This is a genomic window from Kushneria sp. AK178, assembly GCF_053903105.1.
This window is the reverse complement of record NZ_CP096381.1, coordinates 3275872-3294282: the sequence shown is the minus strand read 5'-3', so window position 1 is coordinate 3294282 and position 18411 is coordinate 3275872. Positions and strand designations below refer to the sequence as shown.

Here is an 18411-nt window from a genome sequence, read left to right as displayed (position 1 = left end):
TAGCCGGACTGAACCAGGCCACCTCACGTCAACTCACGGATCACCCGGGCCGGGTTGCCCACCGCCACGACATTGGCGGGAACGTCGCGGGTCACCACGGCGCCGGCGCCGATGACGCTGTTCTCGCCGATGGTGACGCCGGCCAGCACGATCGCGCCGCCGCCCAGCCACACGTTGTCCTCGATGACGATCGAGGCGCCGGCTTCGAGCTTGTCCCTGCGCGCCTGTGGGTCCAGCGGGTGGGTTGGCGTCAAAAGCTGCACGTTGGGGCCGATCTGCACGTCCCGGCCGATGGCAATGGGGGCCACGTCAAGTGCTATCAGGCCGAAGTTGGCAAACGAGCCCTCGCCCAAGCGGATGTTGAAGCCGTAGTCGACGTACAGCGGCGCGCGGATGTGGGCGGTGTCGCCCAGCTCTTTGAACAGACCCTTCAGCACGGCATGCGCCGCGTCGACATCGTGCTCGTAGCATCTGGCGAACTCATGCATGGCCGCTTTGGCGACGGCGGCATCATGGGCCAGTTCAGGGTCGTCGGCGGTGTAGAGCTCGCCGGCGAGCATCTTCTCTTTCTGTGACCGCGTATCTGCCGGGTGATCGTGGCTCATGGTGCCCTCCTGTCGGTCCGCATGGTGAAGGATTCAGGCCTCCGGCACCGGCGTGACCAGCGCCCGGCCGTCGCGAAAGGCCTCAAGGTTCTGGATCACCAGGTCGATGGTGGCGTCCAGCGCCTCGGGCGACAGGCCGGCGGTATGGGGCGTCATGATGATGCGCGGCTCGTCCTTCAGCGCCTGGGGCACCTCGGGTTCGTGCTCGAAGACATCCAGTGCGGCACCAGCGAGGCGCTTCTCCGTCACCGCGCGGGCCAGGGCGTCGCTGTCCACCACGCTGCCGCGGCCGACGTTGATCACGATGCTCTCAATCTTCATGACGCTCAGCAAGGCGTCATCGATCAGGTGGTGGGTGTCGTCACCGCCGGGCAGGGTGCTCACCAGCACGTCGGCCTGTTCGGCGACGCGCTGGGCGTCCGATTCGTGCTGCCAGTCGAGATCGGGTTTTGGCTGGCGGCTGAAGTAGATGATCGGCATGTCAAAGCCGTAGTGGGCGCGTCGGGCGATGGCGCGCGCCACGTTGCCCATGCCCAGCAGTCCCAGGGTTTTGCCGTGCAGCACCGGGGCGCCGCGGCGAATCTCCTTCCATTGCCCCTGCCGCAGGCCGGCATCGCCCCGGGGAATGCGGCGCAGGCAGGCCAGCATCAGGCCGAGGGTGTGGTCGGCGACCGTCTCGGCATTGGTGCCGGGGCCATGCACCACGGCGATGCCGCGTTCGCGGGCAGCCGGCACGTCGATGCCTTCAAAGCCCACGCCCTGGGCGCAGATCAACCCCAGATTCGGCAGCTCGTCCATCTCCTCCGCTGTGAAGCCGATGGTGCCGATGGTCATGACCGCGCGGATATCGTCACGGTGACGGTGCACCACATCGCGGCGGGCCTCGGCATCCTCGGCCATGTGAAGATGAAAGCCGGCGGCGTCGATGCGGGCCTGGTGATGGCGTGACAGACGGGTCACGACCAGCAGATGAATCGGCATGGCGGGCGGTCTCCCGGGATCAGGATGGTATCGTTTGTCGCTACCTTATCGCGTCGGGTCGTGTTCTGGGTAGCGCCCCGAAGCGCTGACCGCCCCGGGGAGAAACAGGTGCTTACGACCATTGACGCGTAGCGTCCCTGATGGAGTGCTAATGTAATAGGGCATGAGTTGGCCAGGTCAGGCGATGGGTACTGCCACATCATCGCTGGTAGTACTGTCTGATGGCTGTCCTTTTGCAGACAGGGCCCCAACAGCCGAAGGAAGGAGGTGGATCATGACAACAAGCATTCTGGTACCCCTGGATGGTTCCCGCAGCGCGCGGCGGGCGCTCGAGCACGCCTGTCTGATACAGCAGGCAGAGGGCGGTACCCTGCATCTTCTTCACATCGTGGAACCGCCCCCGGCCACCGATCATCTGGGCGCGCAGACGGGGTCGACACCGGTGGATTACACCCCGACCAAGGGTCATGACGAAGGCGTGGCGCTGCTGGAAAATATCTGGTCGGCCGTGGGTGCCCCCTCGACCGAGGTCCACTTCCATGTTGAAGACAATCCGCCGGGTCGGCCGGATCAGACCATCGTGGCGCTGGCCCGGGAGCTGGACGTGGATACCATCGTGATGGGCAGCCGCGGCCTGAGCGACATGAGGGGACTGGTCGTGGGCAGCGTGTCGCACAAGGTCTCCCATGTCGCCCACTGTACGGTGATCACCCTGCACGTGCCCGACCCCGGTCTGGATGAGGCCGCCGCTCTCTGATCCCGTTCGGCGGTAAGCCCGGAACCTGTCAGTATCACGACACGGCGTCGCTCGATGGCGCCGTGTCGTCATTTGATGGGTCATCGATCACGGATTCAAAGGCACGCAGGCGCTTGATGATCGAGAGCAGCTCGATGATGGTCGACCAGGAGTTGACCAGATACTGAAAGGATTCGCGCACCTGCCCGAAGACGTTGAGGATCTGCTGCAGAAGGCCCAGCGTCAGCTGGCCGGCGACGATCGAGGGGGCCAGCACGATCAGGCCAAAGACCACGTCGGCCTGCAGGTAGAGAATGCGGGCAATGTTGAAATAGGCGTAGTGCCAGTAGAGGCGAAAGTAGTTGCGCCGCACCCGGTTGAACAGCGTGGCGACGGTGACCGGGTCCGCGCGTATCGGGTCATCCTCACCGTAGACCAGCTCCTTGCGGTAGGCCGCCTCGACGCGCTGATTGCGAAACTCGAGCCCCGGCAGGCGAATACCCACCACCGCCAGCAGCACGGTGCCAAACAGCGACCAGGCGATCGCCGACCACACCAGCGCATTGGGAATATGGCCCACGAGCGGCAGCTCGGTGATGTTCTGCGACATCGTCACCAGAAGCGGCATGAAGGCGATCAGGGTCATCACTGCCTTGAGCAGATTGACGCCCAGCCCCTCGAGCGTGGTGGAAAAGCGCATGGTGTCTTCCTGCACGCGCTGGGCGGCGCCCTCGATGTGGCGCAGCTGCGACCAGTGACGCATGTAGAAGTTGTTCATCGCCCAGCGCCAGCGAAAGATGTAGTGGCTGACCACGAAGTAGTTGAGCACGCCCACCGTCACGGCCACGAACGCGATGCCGGCAAAGCTGAGCATGCCGGTGTAGATATCACTCACCGTCACATCGCTGTCGCCGCCCAGTGCCTGCTGGATCATGTCCCAGAACGGCCCGTACCAGGCGTTGATCGCCACACTGGTCTGCACTGAAAACCAGGTCATGAAAATGATCAGCGCACTGCCGAGAATCGACCAGCGCTGCCAGCGGTGGGGTCTGATCAGGGCCCACGCCGCGGCAAACACCGCCACGCACAGCGCGTAGTAGAGATAGAACCACAGCATTGAAGGCGCCCAGAAGCGCGACACGTTAACGGGCAGGTCGTCGCCCTCGGCCAGCGGCGGCAACCCGACAGCGGCGCCCCAGTCGCTGACGCCCATCTGCCAGAGCGTGATGCAGATCAGCGCCCAGACCACAACGCTTGTGAAAAAAAGGGGCGGGTTGGGAAAAAATGACCGTAACACGATGGCGATCCTGCCTTCGAAAGGAACATCGGGACAGCCCCGGTGGGGCTGCGCACTGTTCATCGACTCTGCAGGAGAGATTGTGTTCCCCGGCAGCGGCGCGACACCGATGGCTTATACCACGGCGGCGCGCTCGCTCATGACGTGAAATGGCGGGTGCAATGCGGTCAGTTGTCGGTAGCGCCGGCTCACGATGGCGCTGTCGCTGGCCGCGAGCCGCATACCGCCGACCCACCAATGATGCGGATCACCAGTTCAGCGTTTCGAAATCCCCCTCCCTGCGATGCTCCGGCGTCGCCGACTGCTCGGTGGCGGGGTCATTGGTGGCGCCATCGGCCGGCAGCGGGCCGGCGCCGGGGTCGCGGGCGATGCCGTTGGTGACGGGATGGTCGCGGAAGTACTCATCAAAGCGCATCTGCGCCTCGTCGCCGAACAGGATTTCGCAGGCCTCCATCAAGCCGGCCGACTGGCGGATGGTCTCCTGGCGCGAGACGAGGCTGATCTTGGAACGCCGGCGCAGAAAGTCCTCGAGTCTGGTGATCATCTCGCGCCGCGCGGCCTGACGTACCTCGGCGCGGATGTATTCGGTGCCCTCGATGAGAATCTCCGCCTGGCGCGGGTCCTCGCGAATGTATTCCAGAATGCCGATGGCATGGCCCGCGTAGCGCCGCCACAGCCGGGTCGACAGCGGCTCGGAGGCGCTGGCGTCGGTGTAGTCGTCGAGCTTCATCAGACGCGCCTGGTGGAAGAACTCGTCGCGCACCGCGTCCACCGGCTCGCCATACCAGCGATAGTCCGGGAAGCGGATGTCGATGCCCATTTTTTTGACCAGCTCCACGATCTCCTCGCCGACATTGATGCAGTCGGTAAGCTTGCCGCCGAAGATGCTGATAAAGCCCTGATCGATGTCGGAGTCGATCTCGTGCTTGCGCGAGAGCTGCAGGAAGTCGCGGTCGCCGCCGCTGGTGTTCTGCACCGCCAGCGGCCGCACACCGCAGCGGGTGGCGATGATGTCGTCACGATCCAGCGGCTTGTCGAGCGACAGCCGTGCGTTGATGTTGTCGAGCACGAACTTGATGTCGTCGTCGGTGATGGCCGCGTGCGGGTCTTCGGTGCGGGTGTCGGTGGTGCCAATGCAGGTGCGCGTCCCCATGGGGATGGCGAAGAAAAGCCGCCCGTCCTCATCGAAAAACGCCAGCACGCGCTTGTTGGGCGTCACCTGGTCGACGATCAGGTGGATGCCCTTGGAGAGCACGTGACTGTGCTCGGTCTGTTTGTGGGCCAGCGCGTTGGTGCGGTCGGCCAGCGGGCCGCAGGCGTTGACCAGGGTCTTCGTTTTGAGCGTCCATTCGCGGCCGCTCATGACATCCCTGAGCCCCACATGCCAGAGATCCCCCTGGCGCTCAAAGCCGGTGGCCTCGACGTAGTTGGCCGCCACGCAGCCGCTGTTGATGGCGGTGCGCACGAAGTTCCACACAAAGCGGGCGTCGTTGTCGTGCAAAAAGGCGTCGGAGTATTCGAAACAGCCGATGGCCGGGTCGGTGTTGATCACCGGCTCCTCGCGGTTGATGGTCGAAAGGCTCGGCAGGCGCGGCACGCGGGTAAAGCCGTTGCCGAACAGCCAGTAGATCCAGGTGCCCGCCCACAGGGCCAGCGGATGCCAGCGAAAGCCCTTGGTAATGGTGGTGAGAAAGCGGATCTCCTGCACGGTCGAGGGGTAGTGCCTGATCAGGTGATTGCGCGAGACGCAGAGTTCACGCACCAGCTTGAAGTCCCGCGACTCCATGTACTTGATGCCGCCCCAGATGAGGTTGGACGACCACATGCTGGTCATGCCGGCAAAATCGCCCTGTTCCACCAGGCCCACCTTCACACCGCGCCCGGCCAGCGCCGCCGCCGAGACGGCGCCGTTGATGCCGCCGCCGATAATCAGCGTGTCGTACACCTCGCCGTCGGCGAGTCTTTCGATGTTGCTCTGTCTGAGTTGCATCGCCCTGCTCCGCGTATCGAGGAAATGGCGCGCCGCGATGGGAGGCCCCGTGGCGGCATGGTCATTCCTTCAGTGTACTACTCGTCAACAGGGTTGCACCCGGCAGGTCGGTCTCATGTGCCGGCGCGCACCATCGCCTCGGCCTGCTTGAGCGCATACACAAGACTCGAGGGGTCGGCGCGGCCCTGGCCGGCGATATCAAAGGCGGTGCCGTGATCGACGCTGGTGCGCACAAACGGCAGGCCCACCGTGATGTTCACGCCGTTCTCGACGCCCAGATACTTCACCGGGATCAGGCCCTGATCGTGATACTGCGCCACCACCGCATCAAAGTGGCCGCGGCGGGCGTTCATGAAGACCGTATCGCCCGGCCAGGGGCCGGAGGCGTCGATGCCTTCCTCCCGGGCGCGGGCGATCGTCGGAGCGATGATGGCGTCATCCTCGTCCCCGAACAGGCCGCCTTCGCCGGCGTGGGGGTTGAGCCCGGCCACCGCGATGCGGGGAGACTCGATGCCGTAGGCGTGGCAGGCGCGGGCGGCGAGGCGAATGGCGCGCAGTTCGCGCTCGGGGGTGACGGCGTCGATCGCCTGACGCAGCGACAGATGGATCGACACCAGCATCACGCGCAGCTCGTCGTTGGCCAGCATCATGCCGAAATCCTGTGTGCCGGCGCGGTCGGCCAGAATCTCGGTATGGCCCGGATAGGTAATGCCGGCGGCCGCCATGGCGGCCTTGTTGAGCGGGGCGGTGACGATGGCGCTGATCGAGCCCTCGAGCGCGAAATCGATGGCGCGGTTCACATAGGCGCAGGCGGCGGCCCCGGCGCGGGCATCGACAAGGCCCCAGGGCAGCTCCGGTGGCAGTGGCTCACCGGCCGGCAGCACGGCCAGCCGACCCGACGTGGCCGCGTGACCGCGAATCTCGTCCGGGTGCGCGATCGGAAACAGCGTCAGGGCCAGCCCCAGCTGATCCGCCGTGGCGCGCAGACGGTCGATATCGCCGATGACCAGCAGTGGCGTGTCGCCGGGGCGCGGCAGACAGGCCAGGCGGACAATGATTTCCGGGCCGACGCCGGCCGGGTCGCCCATGGTGAGGGCGATGGGCGCGCGGGAGGATACAGACATGACGGGCCTCTTCGGCTGGTAGGTGCCCGGGCACGCGGGCATGGGCGGTGATCATCGTTGGTGCCATAATAGCGCTCTGCCCTGCGCCGCGTCAGGCCTGCCCGTGACGCCGCGCCCTGTTGTTGCTTCTCCCGCGGCGGTGATCCTGATGACTGATGATGTTGCCCCCCTTGGCCCCTTGTTAACGTCGCTGTCCGAGCGCCTGGTGCGTGACGGCTATCTGTTCGCCCCGGCCGATGACGTCGTGCCGGCCTTTCACGCCTGGTGCGCCGCATACGCGCACTGCCCGGATGATCGCGCGGCATTCGCACGCTACTGGGACGATCTTGCCCCGGATCGCTTCATGAACGATGGCGGGCGTTACCGGCGCCGGCGCCATGCGGTGTTCAGTGCCGCGCCCGGTGCGCGCGCGCTGGTGCGACAGCCGCATCAGCCGCACTTTCAGACCACCGAGTTCAATCGGCTCAACGGCGGCGTGGCGCGCCATTTCGAGCCGGTCGACGAGGGCGCGCTGGCCACAGGTGCCTTCGCCTTTCTCTGCGAGCTCTCCCTGGGCGTCTTTGGTCGCTGCGCCGGTGAGGCCGACTGGCACGTCGAGATGCATCAGTTTCGCATCGAGGTGGGCGACGACATCGCCACCGGTCTGCCCACGCCGGAGGGCGTCCACCGTGACGGCGTGGATTTCGTGGCGATGGTGATGATCCAGCGCGACAACGTCTGCGAGGGCGTTTCACACATTCAGGATGCGGACCGCCGCGAGCTTGCTTCCTTCACGCTGGCCGAGGGTCTGGACATGGCGCTGGTCGATGACACCCGGGTGTTGCACGGCGTCACGCCGATTGTGGCCGAGGATGCCGGCCGCCCCGGACATCGCGATCTGCTGGTGCTGACCTTCAAGCGCCAGACACCGGATCACGTCTCCGGCGGCACGTCCGGCGTGTGACGTTCCAGCGAGGCCTTGAGCTGCTGGCGGCGATGGCCCGGCGGCCGCTGGTAACCGGCAAGCCAGTAATAGGCGATCGGCACCACGCCCAGAGTCAGCAGGGTGGCGCTGGCGCAGCCGGCCAGCAGCGTCACCCCCAGCCCGAAGCGGCTGGCCGCACCCGCGCCGGTGGCCATGACCAGCGGCAGGGCGCCGGCCATGGTCGACAGTGACGTCATCAGAATCGGGCGCAGGCGGGTCTGCGCCGCCTGCAGAATGGCATCGCGCAGCGCCACGCCCTCATTGCGGCGCTGGTTGGCGAACTCCACGATCAGGATGCCGTTTTTGGCCGACAACCCGATCAGCATCAACAGCCCGATCTGGGCGTACAGGTTGAGGCTCTCGCCCAGCAGCCACAGCGCCATGCCGGCGCCCAGCATTCCCAGCGGTACGGTCAGCATCACCACCAACGGGCTGATAACGTTTTCGAACTGCGCGGCCAGCACCAGCCAGGTCACCGCAATCGCCACGGTAAACACCAGCAGCAGGTCGCGCCCGGCCTCCAGGAAGTCCTGGGTGGCGCCCTTGTAGTCGATGCGCGCCTGCTCGGGCAGGGTCTCATCGACCGTGGCATTCATGTGATCGAGCACCTGCGACAGGCTGTAGCCGTCGGCGACGTTGGCCGAAAAGGTGACGGCGCGAATCCGGTTATAGCGGTTGAGCGTCGGCGACACCGCGACCTCCTCGAGATGGACGAGATTGGCCAGGCTCACCAGTGCGCCGCTGTCGCTGCGCACCCGAATCTCTTCGAGCGCCTCGGGCGTCAGGCGCTGCTCGCGCAGTCCCTGCAGGATCACGTCGTAGGACTGGCCGTCGCGCTCGAAGGTGGTCAGGCTGCGCTCGCCGAAAAAGGACTCCAGCGTGCGGCCCACCGTCTCGGCACTGACGCCGAGCTGGGCGGCGCGTTCGCGGTCCAGGCGCACCTGCAGCTGCGGCGTGGTCTCGATCAGATCGCTGTCGAGCGCCTCGAGCCCCGGGTAGTCCTGCCAGGCGGCCATCAGTTGATCGCGCCAGGCGCCCAGGGTGGCGTAGTCCGGCCCGCCGACCACGAACTGTACCGGGGTTTCGTTGCCCGAACTCAGCCCGCGCGGCAGCATGGTGGTGGCGCTGAGTTCGGAGAAGCCCTCGAGCGTCTCGTTGATGCGCGCGGCCACCTCGCGGGTGCTCTCATCGCGGGTCTGCCACGGCGTGAAGCTGAGAATCCAGCGGCCGTTGTTGACCGGCCCGTCGCTGTTGCCGGGGGAGGGCACGCGCAGCGAGGCGTTATCGATCAGGGCGTCGTCATCAAGAATCGGCGCCAGGCGCTGTTCCATGGCCTTCATGCGCCGGTACATCTCCTCGAAATTGACCCCTTCCTCGGCCTGTACCCCGATGCGCAGGGCGCCGCGGTCGTCATAGGGCTCGTATTCGGTGGGCAGCGTGGTGATGATCGTGGCGGTGACGATCACCATCGCCACGAAGCCGCCGCCGACCAGCACCGGACGGTGCAGCATCTGCGCCAGATGACGCTGATAGCGCGACGCCAGCCCTGCCATGAGCCGGCCGACCGGTGAGTGTTGGCGGCCGTGGCCGGCGGCCAGTAGCCACGAGGCCATCACCGGGGTCAGCGTCAGGGAGATCAGGGTGGAGAAGGCAATGGTGGCAGCGATGGTGACGGCAAATTCGGTGAAGAGTCGCCCGGTCTGGCCGCTCATCAGCGTGATGGGCAGAAACACCGCCATCAGCACCAGGCTGGTGGCCAGGATGGCAAAGGCGACCTGACGGGCGCCGCGAAAGGCGGCCAGCAGCGCCGTGTCGCCGTTTTCCAGGTGGCGCTGGATGTTCTCGATCATGACGATGGCATCATCCACCACCAGCCCCACCGACAGCACCAGCGCCAGCAGGGTCAGCATGTTGAGGCTGAAGCCCAGCCCCAGCAAAAGCATGCCGCAGGCCAAAAGCGAGACGGGAATGACCGTGGCCGCCACCAGCGCCGCCCGCCAGGACCCCAGAAACACGATGATCACGGCGACCACCATGGCCACCGCAATGGCCAGCGTGATCAGCACCTCCTTGAGTGCCGCCGAGATGTAGCGGGTGTCGTCGGAGACGATGTCGATGCGCATGCCTTCGGGCAGCTCATCGCGCAGGTCCTCGAGCGTGGCGCGCACATCGCGGGAGATGGACAGCGTATTGGCCGTGCTCTGGCGACTGATGGCGATCGAGACGGTGGGTTCGCCGTCGACCTGAAACGCCTCGCGACGCGTCTCGGGGCCCAGCGTGACGCCGGCCACATCGCCCAGGGTGACAGTACGCGTGCCCTTGCCCTGGCGCAGCGGCAGGCGCCGGAAGGACTCGGGCGTTTCATAGCCCGGCAGCAGGCGCACGGTGAACTCCCGGGTGGTGGATTCGATCCGCCCGCCGGGGTACTCCACGTTTTCGCTGGCCAGCGCGCCGGTGATGTCCTCGACGGTGATGTCATGGGCGGTCATGGCGTGGCGGTCGAGATCCACGCGCATGGCGGGCAGCTGCGAGCCCCACAGCCGCACCCGCGAGACGCCGTTGATGGTCGAGAAGCGGTCCAGCAGTTGCCGGTCGGCGTAGTCCGACAGCGCCATGGCGCTCAGGCGATCGGTCTTGACCGACAGGATCATCAGGGTGTCGCTGCCGCCCTGGTCCTTGCTGATCTCGGGGGCTTCGGCGCCCACCGGCAGGGCATCAACCACACGCGAGACCTGGTCGCGCACGTCGTTGGCGGCGGTGTCCAGGTCGGTTTCGCTGGAAAAGGTCAGCGTGACCTCGGACTCACCGTCGTTGCTTTCCGATTCAACGCTGACCACGCCCTCGATGCCGGCGATGACGTTTTCGATCGTCTGGGTCACGCGCGACTCCACCACCGCCGCCGAGGCGCCGGGCCAGGCGATCTCGACCGAGACTTCCGGCTCCTCGATGGAGGGATACTCCCGGATGGGCAGATCCAGAAAGCCCAGCACCCCGAACAGCACCAGCAGCATGGCGGCCACCAGGGTGCCGACCGGGCGCGTTACGGCCAGATCGGTCAGGGTCATGGGGTGACGGTCTCCCGGGTCATGAGGCGCTCATCGCTCGATGTGTCGAACAGGGCGGCGGTATCACGGGCGGCGTGCTCGTCGATCACGAGATCGCGATCCTCACCGATATCGCGCAGGCCGCTGACGGCCACCGAGGCGCCGGGGGAGAGCGTGGTATCGTCGTTTGCCGCCTCGATGGCGGCCCAGCCGGGGGCGCGCTCGACCACGCGGATATCGATACGGCGGGCCTGATGGTGATCCTGCGCCGGGGTCACGACATAGACCCACTGGCGGTCGCGCTCGCCCAGAATGGCGCTTTCCGGCACGATCAGGCGACGCTGCGCCGGCAGCTCGAGGGTGATGTCGAGCAGCATGCCCGGGCGCAGGGCCAGATCCTCATTGTCGAATCGGGCGCGGACCATGACGGTGCGGGTGTCCCGGTCCAGGCGCGGGTCGATGCTGGTGACCTCGCCGTGAAAGGTGCGATCGGGCCAGGCCACCGAGTGCGCCGTGACCGCCATGCCTTCGGTGACGCGACGCAGATCGCGTTCGGGCAGGGCGAAGTCGACCTGCACCCGGTCGATGCTGTCCAGCGTCACCAGCGGCGTATCGGCGCTGATCTGCTCCCCGACGCTTAAATCGTTCAGCCCCATGATGCCGGTCACCGGGGCCGTGATGGTGCGATCCTCCAGCGCGGCGGTGAGTCGGGCGACCTCGATCCGGGCGCTCTCCAGCCGGTTGCGCTGCTCATCTACCTGCTGGGTGGCGATCGAGCCCTGGCGCACCAGCGGCTGCAGGCGGTCATATTCGCGCTGCTCCTGCTCGACGATGACCCGGGCGGCGCGCAGACCCTGCTGTTCGGCGCGATCATCGAGCTGGATCAGCAGGTCGCCCTGCTGGACCCGCTCGCCGCTGTCGAAATGCAGTTCGGTGATGCGCTCGGTGACCAGCGAGGCGATCCCGACCGAGTCGGTGGCCTCGACATCCCCCACGGCATCGAGCCCGGGCGCCAGATCCCGTTCGATCACCTCGGCAAGGCCCACGGCCACGGGCGAGGCAGGTCCGGACGTCGTCGGTTCACGCTCGAGCGACAGCCACCACCAGAAGACAAGGGCCAGCGCCACGAGGATCAGGGCTGCCAGCCAGGTCAGTGGACGGCGGGCATCGTGAACATCAGGCATGGGCAGGTTTCCGCGGACAGGAAGCGTTCAGGACAGCAGGCGGGCACCGCCTTGTGACAGCATACGAGGTTACGGGCGCGCCGCAATGTCATTCGTTCAAGCGTGCTTAAGACAGGGGCGTCCGGGGCGGGTCATCGAATCGGTGACGGGAAAAACGGGCAACAACCGCATGGATGCACCAGGCTGACAGCGTGTTACATACTACCCCGTGTTAATTGCGGACAATGGACCAGGGAGATAGAGACGATGTCGCGGATACTGGTGCTGTATTACTCGATGTATGGCCATATCGAAACGATGGCGCAAGCCGTGGCCGAGGGCGCCCGCTCGGTCTCCGGCGCCGAGGTCACCATCAAGCGCGTGCCGGAAACCATGGATGAAGAGGCCTTCAAGCAGGCCGGCGGCAAGGTGGATCAGTCGGCACCGATCGCCGAGCCCGGCGAGCTTGCCGATTATGACGCGATCATCCTGGGCACGCCGACCCGTTACGGCAACATGGCCGGGCAGATGCGCACCTTTCTCGATCAGACCGGTGGGCTATGGGCCAATGGCAAGCTGCGCGGCAAGCTGGCCAGCGTCTTTACCTCCACCGGCACCGGCGGCGGCGAAGAGATGACCATTACCTCGAGCTGGACGACGCTGGCCCACCACGGGATGGTGATCGTGCCGATCGGCTACGGGGTCGAGGAGCAGTTTGATATCTCCGAAGTCAGCGGCGGCACCCCCTACGGCGCCTCGACACTGGCCGGCGGCGATGGCTCGCGCCAGCCCACCGAGCGGGAGCTGAAGATCGCCCGCTTCCAGGGCGAGTACGTGGCAGGCTTTGCCAAAAAGCTGACCGCGCCGCAGCTGTAGCGCGCCACTGCACCCGGCCCGACCGGCCATCAAAAAAAACGCCCGGCCATCCAGCCGGGCGTTTTCATGGCGTGATGCGGGTCGTCTTGTGCCCGCGTCATCGGCGCCTTACTTGTTGAGCTTCGTCATGCGCAGGTAGGGCTTTTTCTCGTCCCAGCCCTGCGGGAAGAGTTTGGCCGCTTCCTCGTTGCTCAGCGACGGCACGATGATGACGTCATCGCCGTGGCGCCAGTTGACCGGTGTGGCGACCTTTTCGTTGTCGGTCAGCTGCAGGCTGTCCAGGGCGCGCAGGATCTCCTGGAAGTTGCGCCCGGCGCTGGCCGGATAGGTCAGGGTCAGTCGGACCTTCTTGTTGGGGTCGATGACAAAGACCGAGCGCACCGTCAGGGTGTCGTTGGCATTGGGATGAATCATGCCGTACTTCTCGCTGACGCTGCGATCGGCGTCGGCCAGCAGCGGGAAGTTGAGACCGCAGCCCTGGGTTTCCTCGATGTCACCCTTCCAGGCGTGGTGGTCGTCCAGCGGATCAACGGACAGGCCGATGGCCTTCGTGTTGCGCTTGTCGAATTCCGGCTTGAGGCGGGCCACTTCACCCAGCTCGGTGGTGCACACCGGGGTAAAGTCCTTGGGGTGAGAAAAGAGAATCGCCCAGCTGTCGCCCAGCCACTCGTGGAAATTGATGGTGCCTTCAGTGCTTTCCTGAGAAAAATCCGGTGCGGTATCGCCAAGTTGCAGCGCCATTTGTCACTCCTTTGGCCATCAATGGAAGCGGGTGTCGGCAGCGGCGCCCGTGATCGAGGGCCGTCCGCCATGAATCCTTGTCAGATAATGACGGTTTCAGGCCGCAAAACCAAACAACAAATTGTCCTGAATAAATGCCTTAATAGTATAAAAAGCAGACTTCAAAGCATCAATCGCTATAACGGATAAAGGCCCGGTCGCTGTCGGGAACACGCACCGTCTCGCCCTTGTGCAGGCCTTCGTGTTCTTCGACACGCTTTTCGTCTTCGAGGCTGATGCCCAGCACCTCGGCAATCGAGGTGTCCTCACCCTCGCGCTCCAGTACCTTCATGCGCACATTGGCCTGCATATAGCGGGCCGTGATGATGTCGCCGGCTTTGGGCGTTTTGTGCAGAAACTGGGTCAGCTCGTCGTGCTCGGCGACATGGTCGACGCCTTCCTGATCCCATGTGACGGCGCGTGCGTTACTCATGCTCTCTCTCCTTGTTGACTCATCAAAGTCTAGCAGTTTGCGCCTGTCTCGCCGCACCCCCTCGCCTTCAGAATCCGATGCGCTTGTCGATGACATATAAGGGACATCGAATATTGAGGCTTGAGGGATCGCATGGGGTGGCGGTTGAGACGATATGGCGGGGTCGTGGCGACCGCAATACTGGTGTCGCTGGCCCTGCCGGGGACGACGCAGGCCGGCGAGTGTCCGGCGCCTGACGACATCGAGGGCCGCGTTGAGCGCCTGGCCGAGCAGGTGGCGCGCTGGGATGAGGCCTATTACCAGCGCGGCGAGCGGCTGGTGCCGGACGGCGTGCATGACCGGGCGCAGGCCCGGCTGTCGCTCTGGCGCCGCTGTCTGGGGCGACCGGCGCCCGGGACTGTTCTGCGCGGCGGTGAGCAGGCCCACGCCGTGGCCCAGCGAGGGCTGAACAAATTGTCGGATCGCGCGGCGGTCAAGCGCTGGCTGGAGACCCTGTCGCCGGGCCCGCTGTGGGTTCAGCCCAAGGTGGATGGCGTGGCGCTGACCCTGGTGTATGACGCGAATCGGCTGGTGGCGGCCACCAGCCGCGGCGATGGCCTGACCGGTCAGGACTGGCTGGCTCGCGTCGCCGGCATCGACGCCATCCCCGACCGTCTGGCCGGCGAGGCGCCCGGGCGCGTGGTGGTCCAGGGCGAGCTTTATCTCAAGCGTTCCGGCCACGTGCAGCGGCGCGACGGTAGCGCCGGGGCGCGTGCGGCGATCGCCGGGCTGATGCAGCGCCATGACCCGGGCCCGGAGACGCGCGCGCAGATCGGCTTTTTTGCCTGGGCACTGCCCGATGGCCCCGCGACGCTGCCCGAGCGCCACCGGCAGCTGGCCGACTGGGGCTTCATGGCCCCGCAGCGCTGGACCCGAAAGGTCAGCGGCATCGAGGACGTGGCGCACTGGCGCCAGCACTGGCATCGCCACGAACTGCCCTTCGCCAGCGATGGCGTGGTGCTCAAGCGCGATGATCAGCCGCCGGGCCATGCCTGGCGTGATACGCCGCCTGCGGACAGCGTGGCGTGGAAATATCCTGCAGCGGCCACGCTTGCCGAGGTGCGCGATGTCGATTTCAGCATCGGCCGGACCGGGCGCATTACGCCGGTGCTTGAGCTCTCGCCGGTCACGCTGGATGACCGCACGATCCGCCGCGTCAGCGCCGGTTCGCTGGCGCGCTGGCAAAAGGCGGACATCCGTCCGGGCGATCAGGTCATGATCTCGCTGGCCGGGCTGACCATTCCGCGCCTTGATGAGGTCGTGATCCGCAATGAACAGCGCGTGGCACTGGACGTCCCGGATCCGGCGGCGTTCGACGCCCTGAGCTGTCTCGAGCTGACGCCCGGGTGTCGCTCGCAGTTTCTGGCACGCCTGACGTATCTGAGCAGCCGTGACGGCCTCGATATGCGCGGTATCGGTGAGGGGACGTGGCAGCGGTTGATGGACGCCGGCATGGTGACGTCCCTGCTCGACTGGCGTGATCTGAAGCGCGAGGCATTGCGTTCGTTGAGCGGCGTCGGCGAGGCCCGCGCCGGGCAGTGGCTCAAGGCGTTCGATGCAGCCGGACGACAGCCGCTGAAGCGCTTTCTTGTCGCCCTTGAGCCGGCCCATGGCCGTTTTTATGCCTCTCAGCCTAAAGTCGTCTTTCGGTCAGCCGATAGTTTGAATCACATTGTGCTGAGGCGCTCATTGAAAAATACCGACTGGCAGAATGTAACAGGTTTGAGCAGGGCGGATGCCGCCACGCTGGCCGCTTTCTGGCAGAACGCAACAATGCAGGCGCTGGTGGATGAGTGGGCGGCAGGACAGGAGACTCCGGCACAGCAGGATGATGCCGAAACCTTGTGAGGATGGGGTTTTTCACCGTCCGGATTGTTGAAAAGTAGTAGCGTAATAGTTCTTTTCAATTTCCATGAGACTAATTGCGCAGTATACTTTGCGTTACCTTCTGATACATTGAGTACCAAGGAGTTACTGGTTCAGCGGTCAAACCGATGTAAGTCCCGCATCACGGACAACAGGGATACCGGTCGGCAGGCGGAATCAGCAGTTGTTGGAGCACAGCGCCCCAGAGCAGGCGACCACCATCAGGACATGGCTGTGCAAAGTGGCTTCCATTGTAAAAGCGCGCCGCAACAAGCCGCGTTGAGAGGAGATAGGACCATGGCACTGTTAATCATTGGCGGTATGAGTTATGCCCTGCTGATCATGTTCATGCTGGGGGCGATGATGCTTTCCGGACGCGCCTCGGATCGCGAAACACGTCGGCTGCAGCCGGTACAGGCCAGCACTGTCAAACCCGCGGCGCGCGAGAGCGAAGCGGCACCAGGGTTCTCTTCCATGGCCGGGCGCGACGCTGCCTGACCCGACGGAGCACTCGAGGCGAGAAAGGGCCGCTGCCTGTAAGGGCAGCGGCCCTTTTGTGTCTATCGTCCGGCAGGCAATGTCTTGCGCCCGGTATTACGTCAACGCGACGCGCATGAAAAAACGGCCTGCATCACTGCAGGCCGTTCCGGTACTCAAGGGGAGCGCTCAGCGCGTCGTTACTTTTTGGCGCGCTTGCGGTCGTTTTCCTTGAGGTGCTTCTTGCGGATGCGAATGTGGCTTGGCGTGACCTCCACCAGCTCGTCGCTGTCCAGAAACTCGATGGCCTGCTCCAGGGTGAAGCGAACCGGCGGCGTCAGCACGATGTTTTCATCGTTGCCCGAGGCGCGCATGTTGTCGAGCTTCTTGCCCTTGGTGGGGTTGACCACCATGTCGTCGGCACGATTGTTGATGCCGATCAGCATGCCTTCATAAACCTCGGTGCCGTGCTCGATGATCAGCTTGCCACGGTCCTGCAGGGCATAAAGGGCGTAGGCCAGCGCCTTGCCGTCAACCATGGAGACCAGCACGCCATTGCGGCGCTCGACGCTGGCGCCTTCCTTGAGCGGGCCGTAATGGTCAAAGCGGCTGGTCAGGATGCCGGTACCCGAGGTCAGGGTCAGAAACTGCGACCGGAAGCCGATCAGACCGCGCGAGGGGATGATGAAGTCCAGACGTACACGACCCTTGCCATCCGGGTTCATGTTGGTCATCTCGCCCTTGCGATAGCCCAGCTCTTCCATGACGGCACCCTGGTGGTGCTCTTCACAGTCGATGATGACCTCTTCGTAGGGCTCCTGCTTCACGCCATCAATCTCGCGGATGATGACCTCGGGGCGACCTACCGCCAGCTCGTAGCCCTCACGGCGCATGGATTCGATCAGTACCGACAGGTGCAGCTCGCCACGACCGGAGACCTTGAACTTCTCGGCGGACTCTTCCTGCTCGACGCGCAGGGCCACGTTGTGAATCAGCTCCTGATCCAGGCGGTCCTTGATGTTGCGGCTGGTGACGTACTTGCCTTCACGGCCGGCGAAGGGCGAATCGTTGACCTGGAAGGTCATCGATACGGTCGGCTCATCGACCGTCAGCGCCGGCAGTGCCTCGACGTTGGCGGGATCACACAGCGTATCGGAAATGGCCAGATCGTCGATGCCGGTAATACAGACGATGTCGCCGGCGCTGACCTCATCGGCCTGAACGCGCTCCAGCCCCAGGTGCGTCATGACCTGCCCGATCTTGCCCCGACGGGTGTCCCCGTGACGGGAGATGATGCTGACCTGCTGGTTGGGGCGCACGCGGCCGCGCTTGACGCGGCCCAGACCGATGACACCGACGTAGCTGTTGTAGTCCAGCGCCGAAATCTGCATCTGGAAGGGGCCGTCGAGCTCGACGGTGGGCGGTTCGACAATGTCGACGATCGACTGGAACATCGGGTCCATGTTCTCGGCGAGATCGTCCGGGTCCATGCCGGCAATGCCGTTGAGCGCCGAGCAGTAGATGATCGGGAAGTCGAGCTGCTCGTCGGTGGCGCCCAGGTTGTCGAAGAGATCGAAGATCTGATCGATGACCCAGTCGGGGCGCGCGCCCGGCCGGTCGATCTTGTTGACCACCACGATCGGCTTGAGGCCCTGGGCAAACGCTTTCTGGGTCACAAAGCGGGTCTGCGGCATCGGACCGTCAACGGCATCAACCATCAGCAGCACGGAGTCGACCATCGACATGACACGCTCGACCTCACCCCCGAAGTCGGCGTGCCCGGGGGTGTCGACGATGTTGATGTGGTAGTCGTGCCAGCTGATGGCGGTGTTCTTGGCCAGGATGGTGATGCCGCGTTCCTTTTCCTGGTCGTTGGAGTCCATGATGCGCTCCTGGTTCTCCGCCTTGCGGTCCAGGGTGCCGGACTGTTGCAGCAGCTTGTCGACCAGCGTGGTCTTGCCGTGGTCAACGTGGGCAATGATGGCAATATTTCTCAGCTTCTCGATATTGCCGGAAGTAAGCGTATCGGACATAAC

The 18411-nt window shown here is 64.9% G+C and carries 15 protein-coding genes; 5 read left to right on the top strand and 10 right to left on the bottom strand.

Annotated features, from left to right (window positions below; translation table 11 throughout):
- Positions 1-23: 23 nt before the first annotated feature.
- Both M1D97_RS15160 and M1D97_RS15155 read right to left on the bottom strand, forming a co-directional pair.
- A complete protein-coding gene (locus tag M1D97_RS15160; protein WP_456268535.1) occupies positions 24-605 on the bottom strand; it encodes a sugar O-acetyltransferase in 582 nt (193 codons plus the stop codon).
- A gap of 33 nt (positions 606-638) precedes the next feature.
- The gene (locus tag M1D97_RS15155) at positions 639-1586 is read right to left on the bottom strand and encodes an NAD(P)-dependent oxidoreductase (protein ID WP_456268534.1); all 948 of its coding nucleotides are present in this window, start codon (positions 1584-1586) and stop codon (positions 639-641) included.
- Positions 1587-1860: 274 nt separating this feature from the next.
- Between M1D97_RS15155 and M1D97_RS15150 the strand changes: the two genes are divergently transcribed.
- Positions 1861-2343 (top strand): universal stress protein, encoded by a 483-nt coding sequence (locus M1D97_RS15150; RefSeq protein WP_456268533.1) that lies wholly within the window; start codon positions 1861-1863, stop codon positions 2341-2343.
- A gap of 34 nt (positions 2344-2377) precedes the next feature.
- Here the strand turns inward: M1D97_RS15150 and sbmA are convergent, their stop codons facing one another.
- The 3 genes from sbmA to pdxA all read right to left on the bottom strand — a co-directional run bounded on the left by sbmA (position 2378) and on the right by pdxA (position 6733).
- The gene (gene sbmA, locus M1D97_RS15145) at positions 2378-3619 is read right to left on the bottom strand and encodes a peptide antibiotic transporter SbmA (RefSeq protein WP_456268532.1); all 1242 of its coding nucleotides are present in this window, start codon (positions 3617-3619) and stop codon (positions 2378-2380) included.
- 247 nt (positions 3620-3866) lie between these two features.
- On the bottom strand, positions 3867-5609 hold the full coding sequence (locus tag M1D97_RS15140) for an FAD-dependent oxidoreductase (RefSeq protein WP_456268531.1): 1743 nt from the start codon (positions 5607-5609) through the stop codon (positions 3867-3869).
- 113 nt (positions 5610-5722) lie between these two features.
- The gene (pdxA, locus tag M1D97_RS15135; RefSeq protein WP_456268530.1) at positions 5723-6733 is read right to left on the bottom strand and encodes a 4-hydroxythreonine-4-phosphate dehydrogenase PdxA; all 1011 of its coding nucleotides are present in this window, start codon (positions 6731-6733) and stop codon (positions 5723-5725) included.
- A gap of 148 nt (positions 6734-6881) precedes the next feature.
- Between pdxA and M1D97_RS15130 the strand changes: the two genes are divergently transcribed.
- A complete protein-coding gene (locus M1D97_RS15130; RefSeq protein ID WP_456268529.1) occupies positions 6882-7676 on the top strand; it encodes a 2OG-Fe dioxygenase family protein in 795 nt (264 codons plus the stop codon).
- Here M1D97_RS15130 and M1D97_RS15125 read toward each other — a convergent pair.
- Both M1D97_RS15125 and M1D97_RS15120 read right to left on the bottom strand, forming a co-directional pair.
- Entirely contained in the window at positions 7646-10762 is a 3117-nt protein-coding gene (locus M1D97_RS15125; RefSeq protein ID WP_456268528.1) for an efflux RND transporter permease subunit, read from the bottom strand. The genes M1D97_RS15130 and M1D97_RS15125 overlap by 31 nt on opposite strands.
- The gene (locus M1D97_RS15120; protein ID WP_456268527.1) at positions 10759-11925 is read right to left on the bottom strand and encodes an efflux RND transporter periplasmic adaptor subunit; all 1167 of its coding nucleotides are present in this window, start codon (positions 11923-11925) and stop codon (positions 10759-10761) included. The genes M1D97_RS15125 and M1D97_RS15120 overlap by 4 nt, the downstream gene beginning before the upstream one ends.
- 246 nt (positions 11926-12171) lie before the next feature.
- On the opposite strand from M1D97_RS15120, the gene wrbA reads away from it, so the two are divergent.
- The gene (gene wrbA / locus M1D97_RS15115; protein WP_456268526.1) at positions 12172-12780 is read left to right on the top strand and encodes an NAD(P)H:quinone oxidoreductase; all 609 of its coding nucleotides are present in this window, start codon (positions 12172-12174) and stop codon (positions 12778-12780) included.
- A gap of 108 nt (positions 12781-12888) precedes the next feature.
- On the opposite strand, the gene M1D97_RS15110 is transcribed toward wrbA, so the two are convergent.
- The gene (locus M1D97_RS15110) at positions 12889-13521 is read right to left on the bottom strand and encodes a peroxiredoxin (RefSeq protein WP_456268525.1); all 633 of its coding nucleotides are present in this window, start codon (positions 13519-13521) and stop codon (positions 12889-12891) included.
- A 169-nt stretch (positions 13522-13690) separates the two neighbouring features.
- Positions 13691-13993, bottom strand: coding sequence for a hypothetical protein (locus M1D97_RS15105; protein ID WP_456268524.1), 303 nt, complete (start codon positions 13991-13993; stop codon positions 13691-13693).
- Positions 13994-14158: 165 nt separating this feature from the next.
- Here M1D97_RS15105 and ligB point away from each other — a divergent pair, with 165 nt between their 5' ends.
- A complete protein-coding gene (gene ligB, locus M1D97_RS15100; RefSeq protein ID WP_456268523.1) occupies positions 14159-15880 on the top strand; it encodes an NAD-dependent DNA ligase LigB in 1722 nt (573 codons plus the stop codon).
- A 315-nt stretch (positions 15881-16195) separates the two neighbouring features.
- Positions 16196-16396 carry a hypothetical protein gene (locus M1D97_RS15095; RefSeq protein ID WP_456268522.1) on the top strand — a complete coding sequence of 67 codons (201 nt, stop codon included), beginning with the start codon at positions 16196-16198 and terminating at the stop codon, positions 16394-16396.
- 179 nt (positions 16397-16575) lie between these two features.
- On the opposite strand, the gene typA is transcribed toward M1D97_RS15095, so the two are convergent.
- Positions 16576-18408, bottom strand: coding sequence for a translational GTPase TypA (typA, locus tag M1D97_RS15090; RefSeq protein WP_456268521.1), 1833 nt, complete (start codon positions 18406-18408; stop codon positions 16576-16578).
- Positions 18409-18411: the final 3 nt, after the last annotated feature.

Coding starts and splice junctions, on each gene's coding strand:
- M1D97_RS15150 (WP_456268533.1), top strand. CDS start 1,861: ATGACAACAAGCATTCTGGTACCCCTGGATGGTTCCCGCAGCGCGCGG.
- M1D97_RS15130 (WP_456268529.1), top strand. CDS start 6,882: ATGACTGATGATGTTGCCCCCCTTGGCCCCTTGTTAACGTCGCTGTCC.
- M1D97_RS15120 (WP_456268527.1), bottom strand. CDS start 11,925: ATGCCTGATGTTCACGATGCCCGCCGTCCACTGACCTGGCTGGCAGCC.
- pdxA (WP_456268530.1), bottom strand. CDS start 6,733: ATGTCTGTATCCTCCCGCGCGCCCATCGCCCTCACCATGGGCGACCCG.
- M1D97_RS15110 (WP_456268525.1), bottom strand. CDS start 13,521: ATGGCGCTGCAACTTGGCGATACCGCACCGGATTTTTCTCAGGAAAGC.
- M1D97_RS15095 (WP_456268522.1), top strand. CDS start 16,196: ATGGCACTGTTAATCATTGGCGGTATGAGTTATGCCCTGCTGATCATG.
- M1D97_RS15140 (WP_456268531.1), bottom strand. CDS start 5,609: ATGCAACTCAGACAGAGCAACATCGAAAGACTCGCCGACGGCGAGGTG.
- M1D97_RS15125 (WP_456268528.1), bottom strand. CDS start 10,762: ATGACCCTGACCGATCTGGCCGTAACGCGCCCGGTCGGCACCCTGGTG.
- M1D97_RS15105 (WP_456268524.1), bottom strand. CDS start 13,993: ATGAGTAACGCACGCGCCGTCACATGGGATCAGGAAGGCGTCGACCAT.
- wrbA (WP_456268526.1), top strand. CDS start 12,172: ATGTCGCGGATACTGGTGCTGTATTACTCGATGTATGGCCATATCGAA.
- M1D97_RS15160 (WP_456268535.1), bottom strand. CDS start 605: ATGAGCCACGATCACCCGGCAGATACGCGGTCACAGAAAGAGAAGATG.
- M1D97_RS15155 (WP_456268534.1), bottom strand. CDS start 1,586: ATGCCGATTCATCTGCTGGTCGTGACCCGTCTGTCACGCCATCACCAG.
- typA (WP_456268521.1), bottom strand. CDS start 18,408: ATGTCCGATACGCTTACTTCCGGCAATATCGAGAAGCTGAGAAATATT.